The following is a 20,419-nucleotide window of genomic DNA, read 5'->3' on the forward strand; positions in this document are numbered from 1 at the left end:
GAAGCTCTTGATCGAAGCCCCGGTAAACGGCGGCCGTAACTATAACGGTCCTAAGGTAGCGAAATTCCTTGTCGGGTAAGTTCCGACCTGCACGAATGGCGTAACGATGGCCACGCTGTCTCCACCCGAGACTCAGTGAAATTGAAATCGCAGTGAAGATGCTGTGTATCCGCGGCTAGACGGAAAGACCCCGTGAACCTTTACTACAGCTTCACACTGGACTTTGACATTACTTGTGTAGGATAGCTGGGAGGCTTTGAAACCGGAACGCCAGTTTCGGTGGAGCCAATCTTGAAATACCAGCCTGGTAATGTTGGAGTTCTAACTCCGCGCCATGATCTGGCGTGAGGACAGTGTGTGGTGGGTAGTTTGACTGGGGCGGTCTCCTCCCAAAGAGTAACGGAGGAGTACGAAGGTTGGCTAAGCACGGTCGGACATCGTGCGGTTAGTATAATGGTACAAGCCAGCTTGACTGCGAGAGTCACAACTCGAGCAGGTACGAAAGTAGGTCATAGTGATCCGGTGGTTCTGAATGGAAGGGCCATCGCTCAACGGATAAAAGGTACTCCGGGGATAACAGGCTGATACCGCCCAAGAGTTCACATCGACGGCGGTGTTTGGCACCTCGATGTCGGCTCATCACATCCTGGGGCTGAAGCCGGTCCCAAGGGTATGGCTGTTCGCCATTTAAAGTGGTACGCGAGCTGGGTTTAGAACGTCGTGAGACAGTTCGGTCCCTATCTGCCGTGGACGTTGGAAGTTTGAGAAGAGCTGCTCCTAGTACGAGAGGACCGGAGTGGACGAACCACTGGTGTTCGGGTTGTGTCGCCAGACGCATTGCCCGGTAGCTAAGTTCGGACGGGATAACCGCTGAAAGCATCTAAGCGGGAAGCCCCCTTCAAGATGAGACTTCCCAGGGCCTTGAGCCCCTGAAGAGCCGTCCAAGACCAGGACGTTGATAGGCTGGGTGTGTAAGCGTTGTGAGGCGTTGAGCTAACCAGTACTAATGACTCGTGCGGCTTGACCATATAACGCCAAAGCGATCTCAGGATTGTAAATAACGCGAAATGATTTACCACATACGACAATGTGCGCAGTAACTAAAAGACAGATTTCATAGGTTGTTGTTGAAAGACAACAACCAACAGTTTTGCCTGGCGACGAAAGAGCTTTGGAACCACCTGATCCCATCCCGAACTCAGCAGTGAAACGAAGCATCGCCGATGGTAGTGTGGGGCTTCCCCATGCGAGAGTAGGTCATCGCCAGGCTTTCATTCTCCTTGAGTTCGCTCAAGGCTGCAAAACCCCAGTTGCGTTCTTTACGAAGAACATGGCTGGGGTTTTTGCTTTTCAGTGTGTTCTTTTTCTAGAGAGTGGTTCCGTATGGCCAGCTATCGCAATGATAGTATGGCCAAGTACACTGTTTGGGGAAGGTTGGTTATGCGGGCTGATGCTTCATGTTAGAAACTCTTCTTTATACCGCTGGAGTCACTCTTCCCATCTTTTTGATGGTTCTTCTTGGGACTGTCCTGAAGCGCGTTCACTTTATCGATAATCAGTTTATCGCAACGTCATCAAAACTGGTTTTTAATATCAGCATGCCTGCCTTGCTGTTTATGAGTTTGAGCCGACTCGATTTAAACAGCAGTCTCAAGCCCTCTCTTATTTTCCTCAGCCTTGGTGTTACTGTCATCAGCTTTGTGCTTGCCTGGGTGCTTGCTGTAATGACGGTTAAGCGGCGAGAGCTGAGAGGGATTTTTGTTCAGGGAGCATTTCGTGGGAATCTTGCAATAACGGGGTTGGCTTTTGCCAACAACATGTATGGAGCGGAAGGTGTTGCGCAGTCATCTTTGCTGATTTCCCTGATCATTATTTTCTACAATATTTTTTCGATAATTGTTCTTGAGTTTTATGCTGTTGAGGAAGGCAAGCAATCCAGATTATCTTCTTCGACGCTTATTCACAGTATTATTAAGAATCCATTAATCATATCGGTTGCCATAAGTCTCGCTATCAGTATATCAAGATGGACAATTCCCGATCTGGCTTATCGAGTTGTAGAATATCTTGGCGGAATTGCCCTGCCGTTGGCACTGCTATCGATTGGAGGAACAATTAATTTGCAGTCCATGGTGAAAACGAGCTTTGAATCCTTTGGGGCAGCCGTTTTCAAGCTTGTTGTTTTACCTGCGGCTGGTGTTCTTATTGCGGGACTTTTGGGCTATCGGGGAATGGAGCTTGGGATTCTCTTTGTATTATTCGCAAGCCCAACTGCTGCCGCCAGCTTTGTCATGGCTAAAGCTGTAACCGGGCAAGGGACTCTTGCCGCAAATATTATTGCAATAACCACTATTGGTGCCATTTTCACCAATAGTCTGGGAATTTTTCTTCTCCGCTATTTCAGCTTGATTTAACCTTTTACCTGTCGTTACACGCCTTTCATCATCAGGGGTAGGACAGCGCAATCATTTCTGACACAATGCCGGAGTATCTTAAATAAAGATCAATGGAGTGTCGGTTGTGACAAGATTGATAAAGGCGTTTTTCGTCTTACTGTTTATTTCCCCTCTAGCCGCTATGGCTGCAGAACCCTACCAGGAAGGTGTCCATTATTTCCGTCTGGATACCCCTGTTCCTACTCAAACAAAAGATAAAGTCGAAATCGCAGAAGCCTTCTGGTACGGCTGCCCTCACTGCTTTACGCTTGAACCAACTATTGAAGCGTGGAAAAAGACTCTACCGGAATACACTTCTTTCAGAAAGGTACCTGCTCAGTTCAGTCCTGTATGGAAGAACCATGCCCAGCTTTATTTTACTGTCGATGCTCTGAAGCTTGGCACTGCCGCACATGAAGATGTTTTCGCTGCCATTCACAAGCAGGGTCGTAAGTTGGACACTCAAGAAGAGATGGTTCAACTACTCAGTAAGTATGGTGTTTCTGAGGCCGACTTTAAAAAAGCATTTAAGTCATTTGGTGTGCGTAACCAGATGCGTCAGGCTGATGCTGTCGTTCGAGGCTCGCGCTTGACAGGTGTTCCTGCTCTGATTGTAAACGGCAAGTACCGTTTATCTGCGCAGTCTGCCGGAAGCAATACTGAAATGCTGAAAGTTGCAGAGTACCTGATGGAGAAAGAAAGCAAACAGCAGTAAAACCTTCCTCACAGGGGCTGTTGACGCTGGTGCTTAATTGAGAGCGCCCCTGGTATCAACAGCTCCTGAAAGATCCTTGTAGGGTTCTTAGAGCTCTACAAGGTTTTCGATAACGACTTTAACATCTTTTGGAATAGTGCGCATGCGTGGCCAGCTCAAAACTGGCTTGCCGTCTTTGCCTTCGTCCATGTGAGGCATTTTTGCACCACCAGTTTTGCGGTCCACAAGGCGCAGGTTGAAGTCAGGCTGCTCAGCTTCCTTACCATCCTTATCCAGTTCCAGATAAACCGCCCAGCTCTTGTCTTCTGATTCCCAGTGAGGCTTTTCCAGAACTTTTAGAGTGTTCAGGGAGTCACTCATTTCATCAAGAAACGAATCCTTCTCTGTACTTTCCTGCTGAGCCTTCTTCAGGCGGCTTTTCAGCTGGTTGAGTTCCGCATTCTTGCTGCGGTTGTCATCTTGCAGGCGCTTAATCTGGGTCTTCAGGCGCTTTGGGTTGTCTGCCATCAAGGCTTTGTTCTCGGCTTTCAGCTGCTTGAGCTCAGCCTGTAATTTGTCGAGAGAGAGAGCTTCAGAAGTGGAGGACATATGACTACTGTATCCTTCGGAAAAACCGTGAAGTTTACCATCAGTAACTACAAATCTCTGCTCTGGTTTGCCACTATCCAGCAGCTTTCGGGTAGGGGAACTTAGGTAAGAAAGAAGGGAAAAGAGAGAAGTGTTATCGGAGAGGGAAGGTATAGCGTATACCTTCCCCTGTACAGTTTTTAGGGCTCAGTGTTATTTAGCTTCGCTTTCCAGTAGCTTGCCGTTGTTGATATTGATCTTCCGAGGCTTCATTGCTTCGGGAATTTCTCTTTCAAGATCAATATGAAGTAGCCCATTTTCCATAGCAGCACCTGTTACACGAACATAGTCGGCCAATTGGAAACGGCGCTCGAAGTTACGCTCGGCAATGCCTTGATAAAGGTACTTACGTTCAGTCTTACCTTCAGATTTTTTGCCTTTAACGGTAAGAACATTTTCACGGCTTTCAATATCCAGTTCATCTTCCTGGAAGCCAGCGGCTGCCATGGTGATCCGGTAGCTGTTCTCATCGAGAAGTTCGATGTTGTAGGGGGGGTAGCCGTTCTGGTTACCAGTGTGATTGATGTTCTCAAGCATATTGGCAATGCGATCAAAGCCAATAGCGGAACGATACAGGGGAGACAAGTCGAAATCGATAGTACGCATATTCATATCCTCAAATGAGCAATATTGTGATGAAGGCGACCTTCCGGAGACAGGTCAGTAAGAGAAGTCCTCCAATGAGCAACCTCTCTTGTTCAAAGATATAGGGGCGCTTTTTTCGATTCCAAGTGGGGTGGGGAATTTATTTTTCCGTCAGGCTGTAATCCAGCATTGTATCGTCATCAAAGATGTAACGACCATGGATCTTTTTGCCTTCCAGAACCAGCGGGAGCCATATTTCATCGTCTGCCCACATTTCTGAATAAGGGATAGCATCCACAGGAAACCATACCGGGATGGCTTCTTCTGTTTCTGTCGGCGTTCCTTCAAAGGAGCCTGTGGTGTACACGTGCACATGGATAGAGTAGCCATTCACAAACTGAAACAGGTTTTCGCCGTGGTAGGTTAAGTTGTGTGGAGTGATGTGTAATTCTTCCTGAACTTCACGTGTGGCACACTGTTCAGGAGTCTCTCCTGGTTCAAGCTTTCCGCCTGGGCCATTAATTTTTCCAGCTCCCAACCCCCGCTTCTTGCGAATAAGAAGAATCTGGCCATCTTTGACTACAAAGACCAATGTGGCCGGATCTTTGGCCTGCCAGTTATCCCAGTCGATATCTTCAAGACTATTTATTTTTGCATGCGTGAGCACGTCGGCATCCATTCTCAGAAAGTAAAAAGAGTTGGCAAAGATTGGCCTTGATCCATGGGAATGTCCAGAAGCTTGGTTGCACCTGCGACTTTCACTTAAAGTTTGATTTTTGTCAGGGATTTCATTGTTTTCGTAAGGGATACTCAAGCGCACACAGAATAACACTACAGGTGTTTGTCTGTGTTTCTTTGAGTTTGTGAGTGCCTATAAAATGACTGAGTGTAAACAGGAGTTGCTTTCGTTATTGCTGAAAGCCTGGGAAAAAGAACCAGAACTGGAACTGATGCGTTTAGTTGAGCATATCGCTGCGTCAGCCGGGCATTTGGGAAGTACTAGCAATCTGAAGGATGAAGTGCTGTTTTATCAACTTGAGCAAAATAGCGGTGGATGTAGTCCTCGGTTAGGTGGGGTGCATAACGAGTATATTCCCGATTTTCGTTCCGCCCTTATGAAAGCAAGAGGGTGCAAGGCCTAAGTCTGTGCACCCTTTTCGTTATTTTTTCTTCCTCTTCTTCTTTTTAGGCTCTTTCTTGCCGTAGAGGGAGGTCTCTCCTTCCGGACGGGTTTTAAAGCGCCTGTGCTGCCAGAGGTATTGGTCTGGGTGTTGGCGAATTGTGGATTCGGTCAGTTCAGCAATTCTGGTGGTATCTGCCAGACTGTCTTCTGTTGGAAAACTCTCCAGAGGTTCGGAAAACTCGACAATATAACGATTGTCATCGTCAAGGAAATAAGAACCGGTGACTACTTTGGCATCTGCCAGGCGGGCAAAATCTGATGTGCTCGGAATAGTCGCGGCATCAATACCAAAGAAAGGAATAAAGTGGCTGCGCTTACGGCCCATATCCTGATCGGGCAGGATAATGCCGACCTCTCCTTGTTTAATGAAGTGAAGAAGATCTTTCACTTGCTTCCGTGGGATAAAACGGGACTTATGGCGATAGCGATTACGGCAAACTCCACTCACATATTCGTAAACAGGGTTGTCGTGAACCCGGTAGAGAATATTGAAAGAGAAACGTTCGCTGGCAATGCGGCAAGCCATTTCCAGACAGGTCATGTGCAATGCACTGACTAGCACACCATGATTGCTGTCTTGAGCTTTTAAAACCCGTGACCAGCCAATAAAACGACTGATGCGCTCAATGCGCTTCCGTGACGAGAACCAGGCAACTCCGGGTTCCAGTAAAGCAATTCCAATCGATTCGAAGTTCTTTACCAGTAACGCTTCACGCTCTTCGCTGGATTTGTCTGGGAAGCATAGCTCAAGGTTTCTGCGGGTAACTTTTACCCGACTGCCGCCCATTTTCATAAACATTCGCCCTATCCGGCGACCAAGGGCCAGTACCCAGGGGAATGGAAGGCGGCCAACCAAAAACAAGAAAGCAATAAGTAACCACAGTGGCCAGTATCTAGGGTGCAGATAGGCCATCTTAAAGTTGTAGTTGGCTGTGTATTCCCTTTTGCTAAAAGGGATTTCGTGATCAATCTCCGGATTCAACGCACTTCTCAAGTTTGATAAATCAGATCAGTGCATTATACCGGAAGCAGGCAAAGGATAATTGGTAACTTTACGATGGTTTGTTGAGTTTCTGTTACTTTCTAGCGGATTCTGGCAGATGAAACTTGGCAGATAAGCCTTCAGTGACCATAAATAACCCACCTGAGAAGAGAAGCCATTCCATGGATATATAAGAAATCAGTAAAGCTGTTAAATCACCAGCAAAGAAGCTGCAGGCAAAAGCGGACCAGGAAATCCCCATTGCCCAGTATCAGTTCCCGGGTTGTTTGAGAGCTATTGGCAAGGAATATATCACTGTAAAAAGTGGCAACGATCATTGAGGTGATGAGAGCGTAGACATCATGTCAACAAAAATAGCTGACATGACAGGCAACACACGCAGAAGGTTATTATTGTAGGGAATGAGGCTTGTTTTCCGGTTTTCTTGATTCAAGCATCAATGTAGAAAACCGGAGCAGGAGGGGAGTTCCTGTTACACAATAACAAACTTTATAGCAAATAAAGCAGAGAGAATAATCATAGCCGGAGTAATCTCTTTGCCACGACCTGCCAGCAGTTTAATAGCTGTCCAGGACAGAACCCCGAAAGCAATACCGGAGGCCACAGAATAGGTTAGAGGCATTGCCAAAGCCGCGATGCCGACAGGGGCAACATCGGTAATATCTTCCCAATCGATTGTTGTCAGGCTGTGACACATTAGAACAGCAACAAAGATCAGGGCTGGTGCAGTGGCGTAAGCAGGGATGGCGGCAGCCAAAGGTGAAAGGAATAGAGACAGAAGGAAAAGAATGCCAACTACAACGGCCGTCAAACCCGTACGGCCACCCACGGCAATACCAGCGCCACTTTCAATGTAACTTGTGGTTGTGGAGGTGCCCAGCAGAGAGCCTGCAACAGTGGCAGTACTGTCGGCCATCAGTGCCTTGCCAATGCGTGGCAGAGAACCATCTTTGTTCAGCAGGTTACCTTTCTGGGCTACGGCGATCATGGTGCCAGATGTATCAAACATATCTACAAATAAGAATGAGAATATAATGGTGATCAGGCCAATATCCATCGCCCCTGCCAAGTCCAGCTGCAGAATGGTCGGCGCAATGCTGGGAGGCAGGGCAAAAACACCATCGATTTGAACTTCACCAACGGCAATGCTGATCAGTGAAACCGTTAAAATGCCGAACATTACCGAGCCAGTCACTCCACGGTGATAGAGCGCCGCGATAATAATAAAGCCAAGGCTCGCCATCATTGGCCCCCAACTGGTCATATCCCCGAGAGAGACCATGGTTGCGGGATTTTCGATAACAATGCCGGCATTCTGCAAACCGAGAAAGCCAAGAAATAAGCCAATACCTGCACCGATACCACCACGCAGTGATAATGGAATGCTGTTAATAATCCACTCCCTGATTCGGAAAACACTCATCAGGAAAAAGCAGATGCCGGAGAAGAAAACAGCACCCAGGGCAACCTGCCATGTGTATCCCATTTGGCCAACAACAGTGAAAGCAAAGAATGCGTTCAGTCCCATACCGGGAGCCAGAGCTACAGGGTAGTTGGCGTAAAGGCCCATAATGAAACAGCCAATTGCGGCCGCAAGGCAGGTAGCTACGAACACTGCTCCGTGATCCATGCCAGCAGCTGCCAGCAGACTGGGGTTAACAAAAATAATATACGCCATCGTCAGGAATGTAGTGACGCCAGCAAGGACTTCCTGTCGAACGTTGGTGTTATTTTCTGAAAGATGAAAGATTTTCTCGAGCATACAACTAATAAACTCGTGGGTGATTTTAAGGGTGAGCGAAGGTGAGAAAACCCTGATGGGTGTCAGGGCTTCGAGGGCCGGTAGTTTATATAACAACTATAAATATTAGTAGTGATTGTCGTGTGGATTGTTGGTTTTCTGTATAGATCTGGTGTGAGTTCGGTATGAACTGGAACTCTTTGTGGCTTTTCGTCCTCTGCTTGTATTTCTCGTCTTAGGGTTGTGACTCTGAATTGAACGAATATACGTAGTTACTGCTAGAGGTCAGATGCGCAGGGTGTAAAAAGGCGTATTATCAGGCTAGAAGAATTTTGTTTGCGCCCAGACTGCGGGCAATATTTGAGAGGAATCCTCGAGTGAGTGAATTTGATTACGACCTTTTTGTAATTGGTGCCGGTTCTGGTGGTGTGCGAGCTAGTCGTATGGCATCTGCTGCAGGTGCAAAAGTAGCTGTTGCAGAAGGTCGTTTCCTTGGGGGAACCTGTGTAAATATTGGTTGTGTACCAAAAAAGCTGTTTGTATATGGCGCCCATTACGCGGAAGATTTTGAAGATGCCCGCGGCTATGGCTGGACAGTGGAAGGCGCAAAGTTTGACTGGCCGACACTGCGAGATAACAAAACCAAAGAAATTGAACGCCTCAATGGTATTTACGACAACCTGCTGAAAAATGCCGGTGTTGAGCTTATTAACGGTTACGCCAAAGTTGTAGATGCCAACACGGTTGAGATTAAGGGCAAGCAGTATTCAGCTGAGCGTATTCTGGTTGTGCCTGGTGCCAAACCTTTCGTTCCAGATTTTCCCGGTAAAGAGCATGTGATTGTTTCTGATGATGCTTTCTATCTGGAAACCTTCCCGAAGAAAGTTGTGGTTGTTGGTGGCGGTTATATTGCTGTTGAGTTTGCCGGCATCTTCCATGGTTTGGGAGCCGAAACCGTACAATCTTATCGTGGTGAGCTGTTTCTCCGTGGTTTTGATAACGACGTAAGGGAAACACTGCGGGATGAAATGATAGGCAAAGGTATCGATCTGCGTTTTAACAGTAATGTAGAGAAGGTTGATAAAGAGGCTGATGGCAGTTTAACAATTACATGGGCCGATGGTTCTACTGAAAGCTGCGATGCGGTTCTTTACGCTACTGGGCGTGTACCTAACACCAGTAATCTTGGACTGGAAAATATTGGTGTTGAGATGGCGAAGAACGGAGCCATCAAGGTGAATAACAATTTCCAAAGCTCAGTGCCAAGCATCTATGCATTGGGTGATGTGATTGATCGCCTGCAGCTCACACCTGTCGCCCTTTCCGAAGGTATGGCGTTGGTGAATCACCTTTACGGTGATAAAGAGTCGATAGCTATGGATTACGAGCATATTGCTACAGCGGTATTTAGCCAGCCCAATATTGGAACTGTTGGTTTAACCGAAGAGCAGGCCAGGGAAAAGTACAGCAATATTCAGGTGTTTAAATCCCGTTTCCGGCATATGAAGCACACGTTAAGTGGCCGTCAGGAAAAGACATTCATGAAACTGGTTGTGGATGGCGAAACTGACAGGGTTTTAGGATGCCATATGGTGGGTGCTGATGCTGGTGAAATTCTTCAGGGCTTGGCAGTAGCATTGAAAGCCGGGGCCACCAAGAAAATTTTTGATTCCACGATTGGTATTCATCCAACCGCTGCGGAAGAATTTGTGACTATGCGTACGCCTGCCGAATAATTTTTCAAGGGCAATAAAAAAGGGAAAAGCCGGGGAGGGCTTTTCCCTTTTCTTTTGGAGCTGTACTCGGTGTATTAATTCAAGCTTGAATTAGAATACAGACACAGAGTACTTCAGGTAAAGACGATCGCCTTTTTCGTCGCTCTTGGCAGTAACTGTATCAGTATCGCCGCGCTCATCCAGGCTGTAGTCGTAGTGGTACCAAGCGACAGACAGACCTTCTAATTGACCGTCAAAGGCATAGGATACATAGCTGCTCCACTCGCGACGATCAAACTTGCTGGTGTCAGCCTTGTCACTACCTTTGGCAGTCGCCAGATCGATGCTCAAACCAGGCAGGCCCAGGTCGGCAAAGTTATAACCAGCAGTCAGCAGGTAAGCTTTTTCGCCTTTGGCCGAGTAGTCAGCCCACTGAGACAGGGAAGAATTAAAGGTGTCATCGTTACCGAGGTTGGTGTCCGTGTTTTTACCAATCCAGTCGCCGTCACGGGTGCGGTTGTAACCAGCACCAACATAAGCATTACCGAAGTTCAGGGTGGCGTTCAGGTTGTAGTAGTTGGAATCTTCGTTGCCAGACTTACTGTCTGCGTCAGCAGTGGCATAGCGCACGTCGAAGTCAGCAGACAGGTCTTCTGCCAGTGGCAGACTGTAAGCAGCTTTGAGGAAGTTCTTCTTTACAAAGTCTTCAGCGCGAAGATGTTCAGCACTCAGATCAACGCCGGCGACGCTGTAGCTGGCGCCCACAATACGTACGTAATCACTGCTGTAGTCATCATTGAAGGACGACTGGTCACGCTTGCTGCCGCCAGTCAGATTAGAAGCATACAGGTTCAGGCCCATGTATTCAGCTGTTACGTCCAGACCGTAAGAACTAGCACTCAGGATACGGGAGCCAGAGTTACCGAATAGCTCAAAGCCGCGCTTCTTAACACCCCAAGAACCGCCCAAGTTTAAATCACCCAGAGCGTACTTGGCTTTCAGGTAAGCTTGCTGAACACCTGCGAAGTCATTAGCCTCGCCATCGGAGCCAGTAGGCAGGTTAGAGTTGCTAGAATCGTCGTTGTTCTTCAGTGAGTGAGCTGCACCAACAGTGACAACGGCGCCAATGACATTATTGATGTAGCCAGTGTCAAAGTCAGCAATGATAGCCTGAGCCCATTCGTCACGCTCGAGATCTCCTTGCAGAGAACCATCACTTTTACGAACATTGTTGTAATCGTAGTCTTCATCCCAGAGGTGGTTCTTGTAGCTCAGCTTCAGGGAAGGATCAAAAGTTACAACCTCTGCAGCTTGAGCAGAAGTGGTAGCTACAGCAGCAGCGATAGCTGCGCTCAATAAGGATGCTTTCAGCTTCATATGTGTGTCTTCTAATTTGTTGTGTGTTTGTAATTATTACGTCATTCCTTTGTAAGAAACGACGTGCGCTATGAGCATATCAGAAGATTTTTTTGTTTTGCACGTGCAAATGCGTATTTTTTGCCCGTGTTGGTAAAAAGAATGTAACAAATTTTGTTTTGAAAACTACTGGTGCAGGAAAAATGGCGTAAAAAGTTTTTTGCACCAGATTGAATGGTTTCTGAGAGGCAAATAAAAACGGGAGAAGTGTTAATGTCTCCCGTTAGAACGCTATATGGTAGATTCTGGAATTAGAGTACTTCCATGGTGTAGATCAGGTATGCTCGGTTAATTTGCTGATTGTAGGTGGTGCCCAGCCTTAAAGCGCTACTGCTGCAGTGTGACGGAAGCGGCAAAACATCTCTGTGTAACTCAGCCAGCAATGAGTTGAAACCTGGCGCAATTGCGTGAAGGCTGTGTGATCGGCTGTTGGTTCGAACAGGAAACAGAACAACGCTTTCTGAGATGGCGCAGGCAATTTATTCACGGGTAAACCGGCTGGTCGTTGAACCCAAAACCTCCAGCCCCAGCTTTACTGCGACCAAATCTATTCTGGCAGGGAGTGATTATATTTCTTTCTATACACCATTGAAGGAAGTACTCGACGAGCAACTGACTGGTGGTGCGGCAGGTTCCGGGATCGCATTGATCAATGTATGAGTCGAGTGATGGAGAGGGATTTGAATCTGGTTTCCGCATCAACCAGTAGCCGGACTGTGCAAGAAAGTGGCATCGAAATGATGTAACGCTTCAACTAATTTGATGGTCTTCGGGTTGTGGCTGTTGTTTGTGAAAGAGACTGCTGCAGCTTTTTCATATCCTGCGTCACCTTTTGGCATCGGGCGTTTTGCCGAGCCAGTTTTTCTTCAAGCCTAATCAGACTGAAATTCATCTTCTTCAGATTTTTTAATGCCTTCTGAAGTTTGTCGGTGTATTCCTGCTCCGTGTTGTGTTGTGCATTCTGATTGTTCATTCTGCCGAAATCCGTCTCTTATCTGTTCAGATTTCAGTTTAGACCAGTCTGGGCAGCTGGATGGTCAGATAAAAAGAAACCCGGCAGAACCGGGTTTCAGAACGTTATGGTATTTAATTAATGATAAAGAGCGGCAGTATCTACTGGCATGGAAGCTACACGGTTATTGAGCTCGGCCAACAGCTCTTTGATCTGATTCTTTTCGGCATCAATTACATCACTGGTGCGCTTGACGCGTAGTTCACGGTGGCGCTCCATAGCTTCTATGAGTCGTAGTTCTTTTTCACTGAAAACCTTGGCGGGTTTTTCCAGTGGTTGTTCAATGGTCTCTGGTTCAGTGGGCTCTTCTGCTGAGGCTTCCGTTTGCTGGAAAGCTTTAGGCGCTTCAGATAAAGAGTCAGCTTCAACAGGCTGGGTTCTTTTCTGTGTTTCCAGTTGGCTGGCTGCCTGAGCGTTACCAGCAAGAACGCCATCAACCGCAGCGGTAATAGCCGCTAGTTGAGCATTAATGGTATCGTCAATGCTTACGTCCAGCTTCACGTTGCCCGTGGTACGGGATGTACGCTTTGGATCAACAGGCTTTGGCTGCGCGGCCGCTTTTTGATCTTCTTCTTTTGCGGCTGCGGCCAGAATAGCTTTGGCTGCGGCAACAGCATCAAAAGAAGAGTTGGTGCTGAAAGATTTTGTGGCTGTCGGCTTGGCGGCTTTCGGAATGCTGGTTTTTTGTTTGATGGCAGGTTGGGCAGGGGCTTCTGCCTTGATAACCCGGCCTTTTGCTTCTGCAGGCTTAGCTTCTTCAGAAACTTTGGCTTTTGTTTGCTCTGTTGGAGTGTCGTCAGTGGCGTTGTCACTGTCAGTAGCGAATGTGTCCAGTAGATCGAGCAGTTCTTTTTCAGCTTCTGATTTTTTGCGCCTAACCGGTGTCTTTTTCTTGATAACAACAACACTGGTTTTGTGACCGCGAAGGCTAATGGCATTCAGGGTTTCAAGGGCGTCCTGTTCAAGTTCCGCAAGCTCTTGGCGAGAGTCCGCCATATCGTAGATTTCACGGATGAAAGCATCGCAACCGTAGGTGCGAATGTCACGGTAAAGAGGGAAATCAAGATTCTGCTCAGCAGCGGCCACCATGCGTTCCCATTGAGCATCCAGATCGTTGCGGGTGGAGCCGACATAAACCTGGTGGGTAATCGTGTTGGTGACGGTAAAAATTATCAAGAGGCTGCAACCCTGTTTGACTGGAGTAATGACTGAAGCGCGAGGCGCGACATTATAGCGACCTTGGCGAGAGTGTGAAGTGGGTTTTTAGTCAGTATTTCACGAATATTTTATTGTGTTGGAACTTTGGGTTATTGAATGGGAGTGGGAATAACCGTTGTCGTATAAGTTGCGAAAATAAAAAGGTGGTTTAAAAAATAGGTTCGGCCTGAAAGATGCGTTCAGGCCGATAGGGTCGTGTGGTTAGGCGGTTCGGCTTACTGAGAAATTAGCAAGATCAATCATGGCTTGCTGGTGTGCGCTTTCTGGCAGAATACTCACTGCATGAATCGCTTTTTGAGCTTCTTCCTTTGCGCGTTGAGCGGTGTAACCCAATGCGCCGGTAGCGCTAATCGCATTCATGACTTCGTCGAGATGATCCATACCGTTTCCGCGAATGGCTTTACGGATAACAGCGTTTTGATCGCTGTTGCCATTTTTCATAGCGTAAATCAGAGGTAAGGTGACTTTACCCTCCGCAAGATCATCGCCCACATTCTTACCCATGGTTTCACTGTTACCGGTGTAGTCCAGAAGGTCATCGACTAACTGAAAAGCCAGACCAAGATGGTTGCCATAAGCTTTCAGTGCTTCGGTTTCTTCTTGTGAGGCTTTGGCGAGAAGTGCGGCTGTATGGGTAGATGCTTCAAACAGCATGGCGGTTTTACAGCGAATGACTTCCATGTACTGTTCTTCGCTGAGGTCAGGAGAGCGTACATTGATAAGCTGCATCACTTCACCTTCAGAAATAACGTTGGTGGCGGTAGCGAGTGCGGAGATGACATCCATATCGCCAATGCTGACCATCATCTCGAAGGAACGGGAGAACAAAAAGTCACCAACCAGTACGCTGGGTGAGTTGCCCCATTTTGCGTTGGCGGTAGATCGGCCTCGGCGCAGATCGGAAGAATCCACTACATCGTCGTGAAGCAGTGTGGCGGTATGAAGGAACTCAATAACGGCTGCAAGGGTAGCCTGCTGTTTGCCTTTGTAGCCGCAGGCACCGGCGCTGAGCAAAACAAGCAGAGGGCGCAGGCGTTTGCCTCCAGCATCTATAATGTAGTGGCCGATTTTTTCTACCAGCGTAACATCCGAGTGCAGCTGATTCATGATGCATTCGTTTACGGTCTGGAATTCCTCTTTGACCGTAGAGTAGATACGGCGGAGATCGTCGTTCTGAGGCATTAGTGGCGATACTTGTGTGAATCTGGTAGACGGGCTGATCGTATGGGGTGCCCACAGGGGTGTCAAGGAAATACACGGTCTGGAAGGCAGTCGTACTGATTGTTGGCAGTAGATGTCCGCTTTGGGTGCCAGAATGGCTTGTTTCAGTGTGAGTCATTCTCTACAATGCGCGATCCGTTCTGAAAGTCTTGATAGCAGCTGTTTGTTATGATCGGTCAGGAAGCTGGAGGCTTGTTGAGTCAACCAGATTCAGGAATTCGTTTCATGGGCGCTATCTCGTAAGCAGGCGGTTAACAAAAAAACTCCACGTTGTGTGGATGCCTTTGACAAAAAGGCTAGGTTTTTCGGAGAATTCCATGTACGCAGTTATTAAAACTGGTGGCAAACAGTACCGTGTAGCCGAAGGGGAAACCCTGAAGGTTGAGAAACTGGACATTGCCACTGGTGAAGCCATCGAGCTGGACCAGGTTCTGCTGGTTGCCAACGGTGAAGACGTTAAGATCGGTGCTCCTGTTGTTGAAGGTGCAAAGGTTAACGCTGAGATCGTTGCTCACGGTCGTGGCAAGAAGGTGACTATCGTTAAGTTCCGTCGCCGGAAGCATCACCGTAAGCAAATGGGCCACCGTCAGTGGTTCACTGAAATCAAAATTACTGGCATCAGCGCCTGATTCGGAGGGTATTGACTCATGGCACACAAAAAAGCAGGCGGTAGTACTCGTAATGGTCGCGATTCGGAAAGTAAACGCCTTGGCGTGAAGCGTTTCGGCGGCCAAGTTGTACTGGCTGGTAACATCCTGGTTCGTCAGCGTGGTACCAAGTTCCATGCTGGTGAAAACGTTGGTATGGGCAAGGATCACACCTTGTTCGCTAAAGCTGACGGCAAGGTTGTTTTCGAAGTAAAAGGCCCCAAGAACCGCAAGTACATTCGTGTAGAAGCGGCTTAATTGGCGTCTGGCTTTTTTCATTAAAAGCCCCAAAGCCCCGCTTGCGGGGCTTTTTTATTATGTAGGTAACAAAAGTCAGCGCCCGGTTTATGTTAGTTATTTCGTGTTTTGATCAGAGATATCTAACATAAGCCGACAGGCGCCTGGATTGATAGCACTGGCAGTTGTAGCGCTGGTGTGGAGGTTAAGAATGAAATTTGTTGATGAAGCCCATATCCATGTTGAAGCTGGTAAGGGTGGTAATGGCTGTATAAGTTTCCGGCGGGAAAAATATATCCCCAAAGGTGGTCCTGATGGGGGGAACGGCGGTGTTGGTGGCAGCATCTATATGGTGGCAGATAACGATCTGAACACGTTGGTGGATTACCGTTACACGCGTCGTTATCAGGCCAGGAATGGTGAGCAGGGCCGTGGCGGGCAATGTACCGGTGCCAAGGGCGAAGACACTGTTCTGCGAGTTCCGGTAGGAACAACTGTTGTTGACGAAGACACCCAGGAAGTGATTGGTGATCTGACTCAGGCTGGTGAAAAACTGCTGGTGGCTCTGGGTGGGCATAACGGCATTGGTAACACCTGTTTTAAGTCCAGTACCAACCGTGCACCCCGTGTTGCAACTCCAGGAAAACCTGGTGAGGCTCGTAACATCAAGCTGGAGCTGAAAGTTATTGCTGATGTTGGTCTGCTGGGTATGCCCAATGCTGGTAAATCAACATTTATTCGTTCTGTTTCCCACGCTAAACCGAAGGTCGCGGATTATCCGTTCACAACGCTGGTGCCAAATCTTGGTGTGGTAAGTGTTCAGAAGCACCGCAGCTTTGTAGTTGCTGATATTCCAGGCTTGATTGAGGGGGCGGCTGAAGGTGCAGGTTTGGGCATTCGATTCCTAAAGCACCTGGCCCGCTGCCGGATTCTATTGCATCTTGTGGATGTTGCTCCGATTGATGGCACTGATCCCGTTGATTCTGCCAAAGCCATTATTGGTGAGCTGGAAGAGTTTAGTGAAGCGCTGGCTGGCCGTGAGCGCTGGTTGGTTCTGAATAAACTGGATCTGGTTCCAGAAGAAGAGCGCGATGGGCTTTGCGATCGCATTGTCAGTGAGCTGGGCTGGGAAGGCCCTGTTTATCGCATTTCCGCAATTAGTAGCGATGGCACCATGCAGATGTGTCAGAACATGATGACTTTCATCGAAGAGCGTAATCTTCAGGAAAATCAGGATGAAGAATACGCTGAAGCTGAGCAGGCACAGCGTGAGCGCATGGAAGAAGAAGCTCGTGTTCGTATTGAAGAGTTGGCTGCTGAGCGTCGTGCTCGTCGTCAGGCTGAAAAAATGGCTGCACAAGCAGAAGAAGACGATGATGACCATGATGTAGAAGTCTTCTACGTGCCATAGCATAAATAGTCATGAGCGAGCGCTAAGCAGTATTATTCCCGAGGGGGTAAAACATGGGGGAGAGTAACGTGGATTTAGAAGTAAAATATAATGATCCTGAGGTCGCTCGCGGCCTGCTCTCTGCCAGTCGTTGTTGGGTGATTAAGATTGGCAGTGCTCTGCTAACTGACGATGGTACCCGACTGAATGCTGAAGGTATCCATTGTTGGGTAGCGCAGATCGCAGCCTTGAAAGCAAAAGGGATACAGCCTGTATTGGTGTCTTCTGGTGCAGTGGCTGCAGGAATGACTCGCCTTGGGTGGAAGGCTCGGCCTAAAGCTATGTATGAGCTGCAGGTAGCTGCCGCTGTTGGGCAGATGGGTTTGTCCCAGACCTGGCAGAGTGCCTTTGCCGAGCATGGTATAGAAACGGCCCAGGTTCTCTTGACTCACGCCGACCTTTCCAATCGCCAGCGTTATCTGAATGCCCGTAGTGCCTTGAATACCATGATGGGATTGGGGGTAATCCCGGTTGTGAACGAAAACGACAGTGTGGTTACCGATGAAATCCGTTTTGGTGATAACGACACTTTGGGCGCTCTTGTTGCCAATCTTGTTGAAGCGGATGCATTGCTTCTTTTGACTGACCAGGATGGTCTCTACACGGCTGACCCTCGAAGTAACCCTGATGCTGAGTTGGTAGATTTGCGTCATGCCAGTGACTCTTCTCTTGATGCAATGGCCGGTGAAAGTAAAGGTGTGCTCGGTCGAGGTGGCATGTTTACCAAGCTTCGGGCTGCTCGATTGGCTGCTCGCTCTGGTGCCAGTACGGTTATTGTGGGTGGGCGCATTGAGAATGTGATTGAGCGCCTCTACAAGGCTGAATCTTTAGGTACACTACTTCTTCCTGATGAGGAGCGAACTGTAGCGCGTAAACGCTGGTTGGCTGGCCATTTGCAAATGAAGGGCAGGTTGAAGCTGGATGCAGGAGCCGTCAGAGCGTTGCGTAATGCTGGCTCTAGTCTTTTGCCTGTTGGGGTGCGCGGAGTTGAAGGTGTCTTCCAGCGTGGTGAAATGGTGGTTTGTGTGGATGAGAAAGGCCGAGAGGTTGCCCGCGGCCTGGTGAATTACTCATCAGGCGAGGTGGGTAAGGTTCTGGGGTTGCCCAGCAGTCAAATGGCTGAAGTGCTTGGTTTTACTGGTGAGCCGGAGTTGGTTCACCGGGATAATATGGTCATAGATTAACCGTTTATTGTTTTATTGTTTCTCTGATTTAAAGAGCCGCCCCGGATATCTGGAGCGGCTCTTTGCATATATGCGGATTACTTGTTTGTGGGTTTCTGAAGGAATTGATAGTTGCTCGCTTTTTCTATTGAGTCCACCAAGGCTGGGGTCCAGTGGCGTTTTTTGATGGAGAGTTTTGTGGTGTTTGCAGGAATAACGTAAACAGGTACGCCCTCTGGATGAGGGTTCTGGAAGAGGGTGTTTCCCCATGTGCTTTTGTTGTTGAGATACTCGCCTTCCACTTCTGCCAGAATTAACCAGTTTTTGTTGTAGGTGTTAATCGCTTCTGTCGCAGTCTCTTCTGTTAGGTTTTCTTTTGACCGGTGATAAATGGCATCGCGCCTCAGGCTGTCTGGCAGTTCAAGGCTGTTAAAAGCAACGGCCGGTACATTGCAGGCCAGGCCTGCATACTGTGCCACAGCTCCCCCCAGTGAGGACCCCGTTAAAACAATGCTTTTGATAGAGGGTGTGTTTTTCAGATGCCGACATAAGCGCCTGGCTTCAGTGAGTATCTGATGACGAAACCCATAGGCAATCTGTGATGAAGCTGAGATGGTTACCGCGCTACGGTAAGTGGCATCAAAATCTGTACCGGCAAAGGCAAGAATAACTGTGCTGGTGGGCCTGTGGATAAATCCTCGGGCCTGTAATCCAGAGTGAGAGTGCTCAAAACGTTTAGTGACTCTGGGTTTAAAGGTTTTGCTTGCGGACACTGGCAAGTCGATAGCTTTTATTTGCTCAAGCTTGAGGAATTCCAAGCGATCGAAATTCCAGTGATGATCTGCCGGCTTGGAGCGTTCTAGTTTGTAGCTGTGAGCCATGTGGCTGGCTAGAGCGTATGGATAAAGAGCTTTGGCCTGAAGCTTGTCGATATTGATTTTAGGGTTGTCCTCGTCAGTTGCTGGTGTACCCACAAGAGTGGCTGGTGTGAAGAAATAGCCTCCCGGCAGGTGCAGGATGCTTTGGCTGGCAAACACTGGCAGAGAAATAACTAATGCCAGCAGTATAGTGGTCAGTTGATTTGTGATACGCATGGCTATCCTTCCTTGGTGCCAGATCGGTTTTGTGTCTATCGGCTTTGTATTTCTTGCAGTTTCTTCTCAATCAGTCTGGGTTGATAAGTCCGCAGAGCCCCTCAATTTCGTCCCGAATAATTGGGTAATGATTGACCTTGTGGAGAAGGGTGAGAATCTCCTCGTATTTCCCATTGCTGTTTTAAAAAAGGTTTCCAGACATAAAACTGATGATAAACCCTGCTGGATGCCTCTCAAAAAGTCTCAGCAGGTGCTGGTATTCCGGTTCGTTGCCAGCTTTGCTGCCGGGGTTGTAGTGGTCGCACCTTTGCTCTGGAATCCAATTGGGGGCTGGCAGGTTGTGGTCAAGATCAGCGCCATTGGCGTTAGTTTTGGTGCTGGCGGTCAGCCCATCTGGCTCATCGCCGTGGGTTCCGGCTATGAGGTAACAGTAGCGGTGTACAGCGCCCGGGCTGATCGTGGTATTGATCAGGCGCCCTTCAACGAACTGGCCGGGTTTTGTGGGTATCAGGTTGGACATATCAGAGCTTTCGGTTGATATGCGTCTGGCTTGAGGAGAGGTTGCGGAGGTAGAGCTGCAAGTGGAGAAAATCAGGCAAAAGAAAAGGAGCCGACTGGCTCCTTTTCATAAGGTTTGTCAGGCGGCAAATTAAGCGGCCAGAGCTTTAACCTTAGCGTTCAGGCGGCTCTTGTTACGAGCAGCTTTGTTCTTGTGGATCAGGCCTTTGTCAGCCATACGATCGATTACAGGAACAGCAGCAGCGTAAGCGGCCGTTGCAGCTTCGAAGTCTTTAGCTTCAACAGCGGCGATAATTTTCTTGATGTAGGTGCGAACCATGGAACGCTGACCAGCTTTGTGCTGACGGCGCTTCTCTTGAGTACGTGCACGCTTCTTTGCGGATGGAGAATTTGCCATCTGGATAGCTCCTCGAAAATTCGGTTGTATTTAAAAAACGC

21 protein-coding genes and 2 rRNA genes are annotated in these 20,419 nt (G+C 48.2%); 12 read left to right on the top strand and 11 right to left on the bottom strand.

Going from position 1 to position 20,419, the window contains the following annotated elements; translation table 11 throughout:
* From QMA35_RS07805 to QMA35_RS07820, 4 genes are all read left to right on the top strand, one after another.
* Positions 1-1,028, top strand: a 23S ribosomal RNA gene (locus QMA35_RS07805); the annotation flags it as partial.
* A 125-nt stretch (positions 1,029-1,153) separates the two neighbouring features.
* Positions 1,154-1,269, top strand: a 5S ribosomal RNA gene (gene rrf / locus QMA35_RS07810).
* A gap of 188 nt (positions 1,270-1,457) precedes the next feature.
* Positions 1,458-2,414 (top strand): AEC family transporter, encoded by a 957-nt coding sequence (locus tag QMA35_RS07815; protein WP_281646584.1) that lies wholly within the window; start codon positions 1,458-1,460, stop codon positions 2,412-2,414.
* Between the two features lie 106 nt (positions 2,415-2,520).
* The gene (locus QMA35_RS07820; RefSeq protein ID WP_281646585.1) at positions 2,521-3,150 is read left to right on the top strand and encodes a thiol:disulfide interchange protein DsbA/DsbL; all 630 of its coding nucleotides are present in this window, start codon (positions 2,521-2,523) and stop codon (positions 3,148-3,150) included.
* A gap of 87 nt (positions 3,151-3,237) precedes the next feature.
* Here the strand turns inward: QMA35_RS07820 and QMA35_RS07825 are convergent, their stop codons facing one another.
* The 3 genes from QMA35_RS07825 to QMA35_RS07835 form a co-directional block, all read right to left on the bottom strand.
* Entirely contained in the window at positions 3,238-3,738 is a 501-nt protein-coding gene (locus tag QMA35_RS07825; RefSeq protein WP_281646586.1) for a hypothetical protein, read from the bottom strand.
* Between the two features lie 192 nt (positions 3,739-3,930).
* Positions 3,931-4,383, bottom strand: a complete 453-nt coding sequence (locus tag QMA35_RS07830) for an Hsp20 family protein (protein WP_281646587.1) — start codon at positions 4,381-4,383, stop codon at positions 3,931-3,933.
* A gap of 139 nt (positions 4,384-4,522) precedes the next feature.
* Complete coding sequence (locus tag QMA35_RS07835) at positions 4,523-5,029, bottom strand: 8-oxo-dGTP diphosphatase (protein WP_281646588.1); 507 nt, start codon at positions 5,027-5,029, stop codon at positions 4,523-4,525.
* A gap of 211 nt (positions 5,030-5,240) precedes the next feature.
* Between QMA35_RS07835 and QMA35_RS07840 the strand changes: the two genes are divergently transcribed.
* The gene (locus QMA35_RS07840; RefSeq protein WP_281646589.1) at positions 5,241-5,504 is read left to right on the top strand and encodes a DUF1040 family protein; all 264 of its coding nucleotides are present in this window, start codon (positions 5,241-5,243) and stop codon (positions 5,502-5,504) included.
* 18 nt (positions 5,505-5,522) lie between these two features.
* Here the strand turns inward: QMA35_RS07840 and lpxL are convergent, their stop codons facing one another.
* Together lpxL and QMA35_RS07850 are read right to left on the bottom strand one after the other, a co-directional pair.
* Positions 5,523-6,527, bottom strand: a complete 1,005-nt coding sequence (lpxL, locus tag QMA35_RS07845) for an LpxL/LpxP family Kdo(2)-lipid IV(A) lauroyl/palmitoleoyl acyltransferase (protein WP_281646590.1) — start codon at positions 6,525-6,527, stop codon at positions 5,523-5,525.
* Between the two features lie 493 nt (positions 6,528-7,020).
* Entirely contained in the window at positions 7,021-8,310 is a 1,290-nt protein-coding gene (locus QMA35_RS07850) for an NCS2 family permease (RefSeq protein WP_281646591.1), read from the bottom strand.
* Positions 8,311-8,666: 356 nt separating this feature from the next.
* Here QMA35_RS07850 and gorA point away from each other — a divergent pair, with 356 nt between their 5' ends.
* Positions 8,667-10,025: a glutathione-disulfide reductase gene (gene gorA / locus QMA35_RS07855; RefSeq protein ID WP_281646592.1), complete on the top strand. Its 1,359-nt coding sequence runs from the start codon at positions 8,667-8,669 to the stop codon at positions 10,023-10,025.
* 90 nt (positions 10,026-10,115) lie between these two features.
* On the opposite strand, the gene QMA35_RS07860 is transcribed toward gorA, so the two are convergent.
* Positions 10,116-11,381 (bottom strand): OprD family outer membrane porin, encoded by a 1,266-nt coding sequence (locus QMA35_RS07860; protein ID WP_281646593.1) that lies wholly within the window; start codon positions 11,379-11,381, stop codon positions 10,116-10,118.
* Between the two features lie 504 nt (positions 11,382-11,885).
* Between QMA35_RS07860 and QMA35_RS07865 the strand changes: the two genes are divergently transcribed.
* Complete coding sequence (locus QMA35_RS07865) at positions 11,886-12,080, top strand: hypothetical protein (RefSeq protein WP_281646594.1); 195 nt, start codon at positions 11,886-11,888, stop codon at positions 12,078-12,080.
* Between the two features lie 94 nt (positions 12,081-12,174).
* On the opposite strand, the gene QMA35_RS07870 is transcribed toward QMA35_RS07865, so the two are convergent.
* The 3 genes from QMA35_RS07870 to ispB all read right to left on the bottom strand — a co-directional run bounded on the left by QMA35_RS07870 (position 12,175) and on the right by ispB (position 14,832).
* Positions 12,175-12,393, bottom strand: coding sequence for a hypothetical protein (locus QMA35_RS07870; protein ID WP_281646595.1), 219 nt, complete (start codon positions 12,391-12,393; stop codon positions 12,175-12,177).
* 117 nt (positions 12,394-12,510) lie between these two features.
* Positions 12,511-13,608, bottom strand: coding sequence for a GIY-YIG nuclease family protein (locus QMA35_RS07875; protein ID WP_281646596.1), 1,098 nt, complete (start codon positions 13,606-13,608; stop codon positions 12,511-12,513).
* 243 nt (positions 13,609-13,851) lie between these two features.
* A complete protein-coding gene (gene ispB, locus QMA35_RS07880) occupies positions 13,852-14,832 on the bottom strand; it encodes an octaprenyl diphosphate synthase (protein ID WP_281646597.1) in 981 nt (326 codons plus the stop codon).
* A gap of 356 nt (positions 14,833-15,188) precedes the next feature.
* Here ispB and rplU point away from each other — a divergent pair, with 356 nt between their 5' ends.
* From rplU to proB, 4 genes are all read left to right on the top strand, one after another.
* Positions 15,189-15,500 (top strand): 50S ribosomal protein L21, encoded by a 312-nt coding sequence (gene rplU / locus QMA35_RS07885; protein WP_281646598.1) that lies wholly within the window; start codon positions 15,189-15,191, stop codon positions 15,498-15,500.
* Between the two features lie 18 nt (positions 15,501-15,518).
* Entirely contained in the window at positions 15,519-15,776 is a 258-nt protein-coding gene (rpmA, locus tag QMA35_RS07890; RefSeq protein WP_281646599.1) for a 50S ribosomal protein L27, read from the top strand.
* 190 nt (positions 15,777-15,966) lie between these two features.
* Positions 15,967-17,166, top strand: coding sequence for an Obg family GTPase CgtA (gene cgtA / locus QMA35_RS07895; protein ID WP_281646600.1), 1,200 nt, complete (start codon positions 15,967-15,969; stop codon positions 17,164-17,166).
* Between the two features lie 53 nt (positions 17,167-17,219).
* Positions 17,220-18,389 (top strand): glutamate 5-kinase, encoded by a 1,170-nt coding sequence (gene proB / locus QMA35_RS07900; protein WP_281646601.1) that lies wholly within the window; start codon positions 17,220-17,222, stop codon positions 18,387-18,389.
* 77 nt (positions 18,390-18,466) lie between these two features.
* On the opposite strand, the gene QMA35_RS07905 is transcribed toward proB, so the two are convergent.
* Positions 18,467-19,462: a hypothetical protein gene (locus QMA35_RS07905; RefSeq protein ID WP_281646602.1), complete on the bottom strand. Its 996-nt coding sequence runs from the start codon at positions 19,460-19,462 to the stop codon at positions 18,467-18,469.
* On the opposite strand from QMA35_RS07905, the gene QMA35_RS07910 reads away from it, so the two are divergent.
* A complete protein-coding gene (locus QMA35_RS07910) occupies positions 19,461-20,000 on the top strand; it encodes a hypothetical protein (protein ID WP_281646603.1) in 540 nt (179 codons plus the stop codon). The genes QMA35_RS07905 and QMA35_RS07910 overlap by 2 nt on opposite strands.
* A gap of 111 nt (positions 20,001-20,111) precedes the next feature.
* Here the strand turns inward: QMA35_RS07910 and rpsT are convergent, their stop codons facing one another.
* The gene (rpsT, locus tag QMA35_RS07915; RefSeq protein ID WP_281646604.1) at positions 20,112-20,378 is read right to left on the bottom strand and encodes a 30S ribosomal protein S20; all 267 of its coding nucleotides are present in this window, start codon (positions 20,376-20,378) and stop codon (positions 20,112-20,114) included.
* Positions 20,379-20,419 lie beyond the last annotated feature (41 nt).

The organism is Parendozoicomonas sp. Alg238-R29, from assembly GCF_947331445.1.
Lineage (GTDB): Bacteria > Pseudomonadota > Gammaproteobacteria > Pseudomonadales > Endozoicomonadaceae > Sansalvadorimonas.

Bases quoted from the DNA above. Each gene is read 5' to 3' on its own strand.
- ispB (WP_281646597.1), bottom strand. From the start codon at position 14,832: ATGCCTCAGAACGACGATCTCCGCCGTATCTACTCTACGGTCAAAGAG.
- cgtA (WP_281646600.1), top strand. From the start codon at position 15,967: ATGAAATTTGTTGATGAAGCCCATATCCATGTTGAAGCTGGTAAGGGT.
- QMA35_RS07840 (WP_281646589.1), top strand. From the start codon at position 5,241: ATGACTGAGTGTAAACAGGAGTTGCTTTCGTTATTGCTGAAAGCCTGG.
- QMA35_RS07860 (WP_281646593.1), bottom strand. From the start codon at position 11,381: ATGAAGCTGAAAGCATCCTTATTGAGCGCAGCTATCGCTGCTGCTGTA.
- QMA35_RS07825 (WP_281646586.1), bottom strand. From the start codon at position 3,738: ATGTCCTCCACTTCTGAAGCTCTCTCTCTCGACAAATTACAGGCTGAG.
- QMA35_RS07830 (WP_281646587.1), bottom strand. From the start codon at position 4,383: ATGCGTACTATCGATTTCGACTTGTCTCCCCTGTATCGTTCCGCTATT.
- QMA35_RS07910 (WP_281646603.1), top strand. From the start codon at position 19,461: ATGGCTATCCTTCCTTGGTGCCAGATCGGTTTTGTGTCTATCGGCTTT.
- rplU (WP_281646598.1), top strand. From the start codon at position 15,189: ATGTACGCAGTTATTAAAACTGGTGGCAAACAGTACCGTGTAGCCGAA.
- QMA35_RS07870 (WP_281646595.1), bottom strand. From the start codon at position 12,393: ATGAACAATCAGAATGCACAACACAACACGGAGCAGGAATACACCGAC.
- QMA35_RS07905 (WP_281646602.1), bottom strand. From the start codon at position 19,462: ATGCGTATCACAAATCAACTGACCACTATACTGCTGGCATTAGTTATT.
- rpsT (WP_281646604.1), bottom strand. From the start codon at position 20,378: ATGGCAAATTCTCCATCCGCAAAGAAGCGTGCACGTACTCAAGAGAAG.
- QMA35_RS07850 (WP_281646591.1), bottom strand. From the start codon at position 8,310: ATGCTCGAGAAAATCTTTCATCTTTCAGAAAATAACACCAACGTTCGA.
- proB (WP_281646601.1), top strand. From the start codon at position 17,220: ATGGGGGAGAGTAACGTGGATTTAGAAGTAAAATATAATGATCCTGAG.
- QMA35_RS07815 (WP_281646584.1), top strand. From the start codon at position 1,458: ATGTTAGAAACTCTTCTTTATACCGCTGGAGTCACTCTTCCCATCTTT.
- QMA35_RS07865 (WP_281646594.1), top strand. From the start codon at position 11,886: ATGGCGCAGGCAATTTATTCACGGGTAAACCGGCTGGTCGTTGAACCC.
- rpmA (WP_281646599.1), top strand. From the start codon at position 15,519: ATGGCACACAAAAAAGCAGGCGGTAGTACTCGTAATGGTCGCGATTCG.